Annotated in this window: 9 protein-coding genes; 7 read left to right on the forward strand and 2 right to left on the reverse strand. The window is 73.5% G+C overall.

The features are described 5' to 3' along the window. Nucleotides 1-3 precede the first annotated feature (3 nt). The 7 genes from IF00_RS0133675 (at nt 4) to IF00_RS0133705 (ending at nt 7732) form a co-directional block, all read left to right on the forward strand. Complete coding sequence (locus IF00_RS0133675) at nt 4-1029, forward strand: NAD-dependent epimerase/dehydratase family protein (protein WP_030324690.1); 1026 nt, start codon at nt 4-6, stop codon at nt 1027-1029. Beyond that, complete coding sequence (locus IF00_RS0133680; protein WP_030324692.1) at nt 1026-2324, forward strand: DUF4910 domain-containing protein; 1299 nt, start codon at nt 1026-1028, stop codon at nt 2322-2324. The genes IF00_RS0133675 and IF00_RS0133680 overlap by 4 nt, the downstream gene beginning before the upstream one ends. 79 nt (nt 2325-2403) lie before the next feature. Beyond that, on the forward strand, nt 2404-3639 hold the full coding sequence (locus IF00_RS0133685) for an MATE family efflux transporter (protein ID WP_245234703.1): 1236 nt from the start codon (nt 2404-2406) through the stop codon (nt 3637-3639). After that, on the forward strand, nt 3636-4583 hold the full coding sequence (locus tag IF00_RS0133690) for a glycosyltransferase family 2 protein (protein ID WP_030324696.1): 948 nt from the start codon (nt 3636-3638) through the stop codon (nt 4581-4583). The genes IF00_RS0133685 and IF00_RS0133690 overlap by 4 nt, the downstream gene beginning before the upstream one ends. Beyond that, the gene (locus IF00_RS0133695; protein ID WP_030324698.1) at nt 4580-5812 is read left to right on the forward strand and encodes a polysaccharide pyruvyl transferase family protein; all 1233 of its coding nucleotides are present in this window, start codon (nt 4580-4582) and stop codon (nt 5810-5812) included. Before IF00_RS0133690 ends, IF00_RS0133695 begins: the two co-directional genes overlap by 4 nt. Beyond that, the gene (gene rfbC, locus IF00_RS0133700) at nt 5809-6357 is read left to right on the forward strand and encodes a dTDP-4-dehydrorhamnose 3,5-epimerase (protein ID WP_030324700.1); all 549 of its coding nucleotides are present in this window, start codon (nt 5809-5811) and stop codon (nt 6355-6357) included. The genes IF00_RS0133695 and rfbC overlap by 4 nt, the downstream gene beginning before the upstream one ends. Nucleotides 6358-6400: 43 nt before the next feature. Then, entirely contained in the window at nt 6401-7732 is a 1332-nt protein-coding gene (locus IF00_RS0133705) for a glutamate-1-semialdehyde 2,1-aminomutase (protein ID WP_030324702.1), read from the forward strand. A 42-nt stretch (nt 7733-7774) separates the two neighbouring features. Here the strand turns inward: IF00_RS0133705 and IF00_RS0133710 are convergent, their stop codons facing one another. Both IF00_RS0133710 and IF00_RS0133715 read right to left on the reverse strand, forming a co-directional pair. Next, a complete protein-coding gene (locus IF00_RS0133710; protein ID WP_051820759.1) occupies nt 7775-8395 on the reverse strand; it encodes a phosphatase PAP2 family protein in 621 nt (206 codons plus the stop codon). A gap of 205 nt (nt 8396-8600) precedes the next feature. Further along, on the reverse strand, nt 8601-8837 hold a 237-nt coding region (locus tag IF00_RS0133715; RefSeq protein ID WP_030324707.1), incomplete at its 5' end, for a trypsin-like serine protease.

Raw genomic sequence — 8837 nt, forward strand, 5'->3', positions numbered from 1 at the left:
ACCTTGCGCGTACTGCTGACCGGACACCAGGGCTACCTGGGCACCGTGATGGCCCCGGTCCTCGCGGCCGCCGGGCACGAGGTCGTCGGTCTCGACTCCGGCCTGTTCGCGGACTGCGTGCTCGGCCCGTCGCCCGCGGACCCGTCCGGGCACCGGGTGGACCTGCGCGACGTCACGGCCGAGCACGTGGCCGGGGTGGACGCCGTGATCCATCTGGCCGCGCTCTCCAACGACCCGCTGGGGTCGCTGGCGCCGGACCTCACCTACGACATCAACCACCACGCCTCGGTGCGGCTCGCCCGGCTGGCCAAGGACGCCGGGGTGCGGCGTTTCCTGTACGCGTCCACCTGCTCGGTCTACGGCGCCGCCGGCGGTGACGAGCTGGTGGCGGAGGACGCCCCGCTGCGTCCGGTGACGCCGTACGCGGAGTCCAAGGTGCGGGTGGAGGACGACCTGCACGAACTCGCCGACGGCGACTTCAGCCCGGTGTACATGCGCAACGCCACCGCGTTCGGCTTCTCGCCGCGGCTGCGCGCCGACATCGTGCTGAACAACCTGGTGGGCCACGCGCTCCTGTCCGGCGAGGTCCTCGTGATGTCCGACGGCACGCCCTGGCGTCCGCTGGTGCACGCCGCCGACATCGCGCGGGCCTTCGCCGCCGCGCTGACCGCGCCGCGCGAGGCGGTGCACGACCGGGCGTTCAACATCGGCAGCGAGATCAACAACGTCACGGTCGCCGAGATCGCCGAGCAGGTCGCCGAGGCGGTGTCCGGCTCGAAGGTGGTGATCACCGGGGAGACCGGTGCCGATCCGCGGTCGTACCGGGTGGACTTCTCCCGGTTCCGGGCCGCGCTGCCCGGCTTCGACTGCGAGTGGACGGTGAAGCGGGGGGCGCTGGAACTCGCTGACGCCTACCGGGAGTTCGGTCTGACCCGGGAGGACTTCGAGCGCCGCTTCACCCGGCTCGCGGTGCTGCGCGCGGCGTCAGGGACCGGAGCCGTCGACGACACCCTGCGGTGGCGCCGATGACCGCGGCCGGCGAGGAGCCGACGCCCTCGGCCGGCGAGCTGATGCACGCGCTGGTGGAGCGGCTGTACCCGCTCTGCCGGAGCATCACCGGCGACGGGGTGCGCGCCACATTGGACATCGTCGGCGAGTACGTTCCGCTGGAGGTGCACGAGGTCCCGACCGGGACGCAGGTGCTCGACTGGACGGTCCCGCAGGAGTGGAACATCCGGGACGCGTACATCGCCGACTCCGCGGGCAACCGGGTCGTCGACTTCGCCGCGTCCAGCCTGCACGTGCTCGGCTACAGCGTGCCGGTGTCGCGGACCATGCCGCTGTCCGAGCTGCGGGAACACCTGCACACCCTGCCGGACCATCCGACATGGGTGCCGTACCGCACCAGCTACTACACGCCGGAGTGGGGGTTCTGCCTGGCCCAGGAGACCCTGGACGCGCTGCCGGACGGCGAGTACGAGGTGCGCGTCGACTCCACGCTCTCGGACGGCCACCTCACCTACGCCGAGCACGTGGTCCCGGGGCAGGTCCCCGACGAGGTCATCGTCTCCTGCCACGTCTGCCACCCGTCGCTGGCCAACGACAACCTGGCCGGCATCGCGGTGGCGACGTTCCTGGCCAGGGCGCTGGCGGAGGAGACGCCGTACTACACCTATCGTTTCATCTACGCGCCGGGCACGATCGGGGCGATCACCTGGCTGGCCCGGAACGCGGAGCGGATCGGGAGGGTCAAGCACGGGCTGGTGCTGGCCTGCGCCGGCGACTCGGGCCGGCTGACGTACAAGCGGAGCAGACGCGGTGACGCGGAGATCGACCGGGTGATGTCGCATGTCCTGGTCGCCTCCGAACGCCCGCACCACGTAGCCGAGTTCACGCCGTACGGCTACGACGAGCGGCAGTACTGCTCGCCCGGGTTCGATCTCGGCGTGGGCTCGCTCAGCCGGACCCCGTACGCCGGGTACCCCGAGTACCACACCTCGGCGGACAACCCGGACTTCGTCTCCCCGGAGGCGATGGAGGACACGCTGGCCGTCTGCCGCGAGGCGTTCTCCCTGCTCGACCGCAACCGGCGGTACGTCAATCTCAGCCCGTACGGCGAGCCGCAGTTGGGACGGCGGGGGCTGTACGACTCGCTCGGCGGCCGCAGCGACGCGAAGCAGGCCCAGATGGCCATGCTGTGGGTGCTCAGCCTCGCCGACGGCGAGCGCGGTCTGCTGGACGTCGCCGAGCGGTCCGGGCTGCCGTTCGACTCGGTCGCCGGGGCCGCCGACGCCCTGGCCGCCGCGGGACTGATCAAGGCATGACGTGACGAGCGCCGAGAGGGAGAAGACGACGACGCCCGCGGACCCGGCCGGACCCGCCCGGCCGACCGCGCGGCGTGCCATGGCCGGCCGGCTGTCCTGGGGGCTCGCCGACCAGGCGGCGTCCAGCGCGACCAACTTCGTGGTGGGCATCTATGTGGCACGCTCGCTCGGACTGGCGGCGTTCGGCGTGTTCAGCCTGGCCTGGGTGACCTTCGGCGTGGTGCTCGGCGTCTCCCGCGGGCTGGCCACCGACCCGCTCATGGTGCGTTTCAGCGGCGTGCCGGAGGCGTCTTGGCGCGGGGCGGTGGCCCGGTCGTCGGGTACCGCCCTCGGCGTCGGCGTCGCCGTGGGCGCGGTGTGTCTGGCCCTCGGACTCGGGCTCGGCGGCTCCGTGGGAACCGCGTTCGCCTGCCTCGGCGTCGCCCTGCCGGGGCTCCTGCTCCAGGACGCCTGGCGGTTCTCGTTCTTCGCCGCGGGCGCCGGGCGCAAGGCGTTCGTCAACGACGTCGTGATGGGCGTCGCGCTCGTCCCGGCCATGGTCGTGGCGGCCCGGGTGGGCAGCGTGGCCGCCTTCGTGCTCGCCTGGGGGGCGTCCGCCGCGGTGGCCGCGGGATACGGCTACCTCCAGTCCGGCATCCGGCCCCGGCCCGCCGGGGCGCGCGCGTGGACGCGCGAACAGCGCGACCTCGGCTACCGGTACCTCGTCGAGAACGTCGGCGTCAGCGGCGCGGGACAGCTGCGGGCGTACGGGCTCGGCGCGATCGTCGGCGTCAGCGCCGTCGGGGTGGTCCGGGGCGCCGAGCTCCTGCTCGGCCCGTTCCTCGCCGTCCTGATGGGCCTGTCGCTGGTGACCGTCGCGGAGGCGGCACGGGTGCTGCGGCAGGCCCCGCACCGCCTGCGCGCGTTCTGCCTCCTGCTCGGCGGCGGGCAGGCCGCCGCCGCCCTGCTCTGGGGCGCGGCGCTGCTGCTCGTGCCGGACCGGCTCGGTGAGGCCGTGCTCGGCGGCGTCTGGCACGCCGCGTCGGAGCTCATCGTGCCGGCCACGCTCGGCGTCGCGGCGGCGAGCCTCGGCACCGGCGCGGCGGCCGGGCTCCGTGCGCTCGCCGCGGCCCGGCGCAGCCTGCGCTGCCAGCTGATCGCCTCCACCCTCTATGTCGGCGGCGGGCTCGGCGGAGCGGTCGTCGCCGGCACGGTCGGCTCGGCCTGGGGCGTCGCCGCCGCGACGCTCGGCAGCTCGGCCGTGTGGTGGCTGGAGCTGCGGTCCGCCCTGCGCGAGCACCACCAGAACCCCCTTCCCGAAGTGAGGACACCATGACCGCCCCACCCCGGCTCGGCATCGGCCTGCCCGTGTACAACGGCGAGGAGTACCTCGCCGAGGCGCTCGACGCCCTGCTCGGCCAGACCTACGAGGACTTCGAGCTGGTCATCTCCGACAACGCCTCGACCGACGGCACCCAGGACATCTGCCGCACGTACGCGGCGCGGGACCCGCGCATCCGGTACATCCGGCTGACCCGGAACATCGGAGCCGCGCCGAACCACAACTACGTGTTCACCCAGTGCCGGGGCGAGCTGTTCAAGTGGGCCTCGCACGACGACCTGTACGCCCGGGACCTGCTGCGGCGCTGCGTGGACGCGCTGGACGAGCGGCCGGACGTGATCCTGGCCCACGCCGACCAGGCCGTCATCGACGGCGAGGGCCGGGTGAAGGTCCCGTACGAGTACACGCTCGCCACCGACTCGCCGCGCGCGCCGGAGCGGTTCCGCAGCATGCTGTTCGAGCCCGGCGGGGACGACTTCTACGGGGTGATGCGGGCCGACGTGCTGCGCCGGGTGAGGCCGCACGACAGCTACCACCACGCGGACCGCACGTTCGTCTCCGAGATCGGCCTGCACGGGCCGTTCCACCAGGTCCCGGAGCTGTTGTACTTCCGCCGGGACCACCCCACCCGCGCCGAGCGGGCCAACCCCTCCAAGCGCTCCCGGTGCGTCAACCTGGACCCGCGCCGGGCCGGCCCGCTGCACCCGACGCCCCGGCTGCTCGCCGAGTACGTCTGGGGCTTCGTCGCGGCGATCCGGCGGGCGCCGTTGTCGCCTGCGGACCGGCGCGCCTGCTACGGCCACCTCGTCTCCTGGGCGGCCAGCCGGGTCCGGCCGGGCGCCGGCGAGCGGGTCGAGGACCGCGCCCCGGTCGATCCGGACCGGCTCGGCGTCTCCCTCGACGCCATCGTGGCCGGCCGGGAAGGCAGGCGGACATGAGGCCCCCGAAGGGGCCTGCGGTGCGCGTCGGGCTGTTCGGTCTGCTCGGCTCCGGCAACCTCGGCAACGACGGGTCGATGGAGGCCGTGCTGGCGTACCTCCGCCGGGAGCACCGGGACGCGCTCGTGGACGCGATGTGCGGCGGTCCCGAGGTCGTACGGCTCCGGAACCGGCTCCCCGCCACGCGGTTGCACTGGTATCGCGGGGAGTACCGGACCGCGTCGCGAGCGGGCGCGGTCGCGGGGAAGGGGCTCGGCAAGCTCGTCGACGCCGTCCGCACCGCCGCCTGGGTGCGCCGCCACGACGTGGTGATCGTGCCCGGCATGGGCGTCCTGGAGGCCACGCTGCCGCTGCGGCCCTGGGGCTTCCCGTACGCGCTGTTCCTGCTCTGCGCGGCCGGCCGGCTGTTCGGCACCCGGGTCGCGCTGGTCGGCGTCGGCGCCGCCCCGATCGGCAACCGGGCGACCCGGGCCCTGGTGCGCCGGTCGGCTCGGCTCGCCACGTACCGGTCGTACCGTGACACCCAGTCCCGCGACGCCCTGCGGGCGATGGGCGTGGACACCGCGCGCGACGAGGTCCACCCGGACCTCGCCTTCGCCCTGCCGGCACCGCCGCCCGGCACCCCCTCGGGGACGCCGGGCCCGGTGTGCGTCGGCGTCATGGCCTTCCACGGCGGCGACGACGACCGCGCCCGGGCCGAGGAGATCCACCGGCGCTACCTCGACGGGACGACCCGTTTCGTCCGCGCCCTGGTCGAGGACGGCAGGCCGGTCCGGCTGCTCACCGGCGACGAGGTCGACCGGGATGTGGTCGCCGCGATCCTCGAAGCGGTGGACTCCCCGCTGGTCACCGCGGCCGGGACGGCCTCGCTCGGCGACCTGATGAAGGAGATGGCGGCCGCCGACGCCGTGGTGGCGACCCGCTACCACAACCTGGTCTGCGCGCTGAAGGTCGGCGTGCCGACGCTCGCGCTCAGTTACGCGGCGAAGAGCGACGCGCTCATGGACCGGATGGGCCTCGGCGCGTACTGCCACCCGGCCCGCGAGGTCGACGCCGACCGGCTGCTCGACGAGTTCCGGGAACTGGAGAAGCACGCGGCGGAGCTGCGGCGGACCCTCGCCGAGCGGAACCTGACCGTCGCCCGGCAGCTCGACGAGCAGTTCACCGCCCTGACCGCGGCCGTCTTCCCGAAGACCGGCCACCCCCACTCCCCGCGGGAGACCCCATGAAAGCCGTCCAGGTCCCGGAGATCGACGGCGCGTACCTGTTCGAGCCGACGCCGTACGCCGACGAGCGCGGTTTCTTCTGCCGCACGTTCGACGCCGATGTGGTCCGCTCGGTGGGCCTCGACCCGGACGCCTTCGTCCAGGACAGCGTCTCCCGTTCGGTCCGGGGCGTGCTGCGCGGCATGCACCTGCGCTCCGGCGCCGGCGAGGCCAAGCTGGTGCGGTGCTCGTACGGCAGGATCTTCGACGTCGTCGTGGACCTGCGGACGGACTCGCCGACCTACCGCAACCGGGCCTTCTTCGAGCTGTCCGGCGAGACGCAGACGACCCTCTACATCCCGGCCGGGTGCGCGCACGGCTTCCAGGCGCTGACCGAGACCGCCGACACCTCGTACCGGATCGACCGCCCGCACGACCCGGCCGAGGACGTGACGATCGCCTTCGACGACCCGGAACTCGCCATCCCCTGGCCGCTGCCGCCCGTGTCGATGTCCCCGCGGGACCGGGAGGCGCCGAGCCTCGCCGAGGCCCTGAAGCACAAGCCCTGACGCCCTGGAGAGTGAAGTCCGCGTGGACACCGAAGTGACTGAAGTGACCGAAGAGACCGAAGAGTTCTCCCTGCCCCGGTCGCGGCAGGCGAACGAACGGCTGCACGCCCTGATCCCCGGGGGCGCGCACACCTACGCCAAGGGCGACGACCAGTACCCCGAGAACCTGGCCCCGGTCATCAGCCACGGCCACGGCGCCCATGTGTGGGACGTCGACGGCAACCGCTACATCGAGTACGGCTCCGGGCTGCGGTCGGTCAGTCTCGGCCACGCCCACCCGCGGGTGCTCGAAGCGGTACGGCGGGAGATCGACCGCGGCGGCAACTTCGTGCGGCCGTCCATCGTGGAGGTCGGGGCCGCGGAACGCTTCCTGGCCACGGTGCCGACCGCCGAGATGGTCAAGTTCGCGAAGAACGGCTCCGACGTCACCACCGCCGCGGTCCGCCTCGCCCGCGCCGTCACCGGACGCCCACGGGTGGCCGTCTGCGGCGACCATCCGTTCTTCTCCGTCGACGACTGGTTCATCGGCACAACGCCGATGTCCGCCGGCATCCCGGCGACGACCACCGAGCTCACCGTGACGTTCCCCTACGGGGACCTGGCCGCCACGGAGGAGCTGCTCACCCGGTACCGGGACGAGGTCGCCTGCCTCATCCTCGAACCCGCCGGGCACACCGAGCCCCCGCCCGGATACCTCGCCGGCCTGCGCGAGCTCGCCGACCGGCACGGCTGCGTCCTGGTCTTCGACGAGATGATCACCGGCCTGCGCTGGTCCGAGGCGGGGGCGCAGGGTCTGTACGGCGTCGTCCCCGACCTCTCCACGTTCGGCAAGGCGCTGGGCAACGGGTTCGCCGTCTCCGCGCTCGCCGGCCGCCGCGAACTGATGGAGTGGGGCGGGCTGCGTCACTCCGGCGACCGGGTGTTCCTGCTGTCCACCACGCACGGCGCGGAGACGCACTCACTCGCCGCGGCGACGGCCGTGCAGACCACCTACGTCGAGGAGGGCATCACCGCGCGACTGCACTCCCTCGGCGAGCGGTTGGCCGCCGGAGTCCGCGAGGTCGCTTCCGCCACGGGCGTCGGCGACCACCTCGTCGTCCGGGGCCGGGCCAGCAACCTGGTCTTCGCCACCCTCGACGAGAACGGGCAGCCGTCGCAGGAGTACCGCACGCTGTTCCTGCGCCGACTCCTCGCGGGTGGGGTGCTCGCACCGTCCTTCGTGGTGAGCAGCGCGCTCGACGACGCCGACATCGACCGCACGGTCGACGTGGTGGCCCAGGCGTGCGCGGTGTACCGGAAGGCGCTGGACGCCGCGGACCCCACCCCGTGGCTGGCCGGCCGGCCGGTGAAGCCCGTCTTCCGGCGCCTGGTGTGAGGTGACTCGACGTGATGTCACCCCCGGTGAGGTGACATCACGTCAGCGAACCTTCCGGCGGACGGAGTCCGCCACCCGGTCGACCGCCCACGCGGTCGCCGGGATCACCGCCAGCGCGGTGAACCAGCCGCCGACGGCGTCCGTCGGGTAGTGGGCGCCCAGGACGACCTGTGCCCAGCCCATGGCGACGCCTGCGGCCAGCGCCACGAGCAGCACGAGTGTGGTGCCGGCCGTCCTGCCGAGGCCGGCACGGCCGGTCGCGAGCAGCGTCACGACGAGGGCGAGCGCGGTGAGGAAGGCGGTGTGCCCGCTCGGGTACGAGAGGTTCTCGTCGCCGTGGATGGTGCGTCCCACCAGGTGCTTGAGCAGCTTCGTCGTCACCACGGCGAGGCCGACGCCCCCGACGACGAGCACCGCCGCACGAGGACGCCGCAGCAGCAGGCAGCCCGCGACGACGACGGCGACCAGTGCCGCCGCGCCCACCGGCTCGCCCAGGAAGTCCGTGGCCAGGGCGACGTCGCGCGCCCGCGGCCCCACCCCCTCGACGGCGGCCAGGATCCGCGCGTCCAGGCTGCCGGGACGGCCCGCGTCGGCGTACAGGACCCCGAGCAGGACGACCACCAGTGCGGCGACGGCCGCTGCCGACCCGAGCCATCCCCGCATCGTCGCGGGCAGCACCGCGGGCGCGGGCCGGTCCCCTTCGGCCAGGCGTTCCAAGGCGAGCCCCCCGTCGTGTCCGACCGTCGTTGCCGGACCGGCCTCCAGCGAGCCTATACCGGCGGTGGGGCCGGTTTTGCGCCGATTTCCGACCTCCCCCGGACACACCGACGGGCCCTGGGTGGCGTCATGTCCCGGAACGTGACCGGGATCAGGGGGTGTGCCTGAGCGTCTTCCTGATCCAGTCCGCGTACGCGGCCACATTGGTGTACAGACCCGGCCCGGCCGAGCAGGCGACCCCCGGGGCGCCGGGACCCGAGGTGGCTCCGATGAGCTCCCACCGACCGTGCCTGCCCTTCTGGAGCTGCGGCCCGCCGGAGTCCCCGAAGCACGCCATGGCGTCGGGAACCCGGCTGATCGTGCACAGCCGGGTCCGGTCCGCGTAGCC

This window comes from Streptomyces flavochromogenes, from assembly GCF_000717595.1.
GTDB lineage: Bacteria > Actinomycetota > Actinomycetes > Streptomycetales > Streptomycetaceae > Streptomyces > Streptomyces flavochromogenes.

What these genes read in the sequence shown, in the direction of transcription:
- IF00_RS0133685 (WP_245234703.1), top strand. Translation starts at nt 2,404, where the DNA reads ATGGCCGGCCGGCTGTCCTGGGGGCTCGCCGACCAGGCGGCGTCCAGC.
- IF00_RS0133680 (WP_030324692.1), top strand. Translation starts at nt 1,026, where the DNA reads ATGACCGCGGCCGGCGAGGAGCCGACGCCCTCGGCCGGCGAGCTGATG.
- IF00_RS0133695 (WP_030324698.1), top strand. Translation starts at nt 4,580, where the DNA reads ATGAGGCCCCCGAAGGGGCCTGCGGTGCGCGTCGGGCTGTTCGGTCTG.
- IF00_RS0133690 (WP_030324696.1), top strand. Translation starts at nt 3,636, where the DNA reads ATGACCGCCCCACCCCGGCTCGGCATCGGCCTGCCCGTGTACAACGGC.
- IF00_RS0133710 (WP_051820759.1), bottom strand. Translation starts at nt 8,395, where the DNA reads ATGCGGGGATGGCTCGGGTCGGCAGCGGCCGTCGCCGCACTGGTGGTC.
- rfbC (WP_030324700.1), top strand. Translation starts at nt 5,809, where the DNA reads ATGAAAGCCGTCCAGGTCCCGGAGATCGACGGCGCGTACCTGTTCGAG.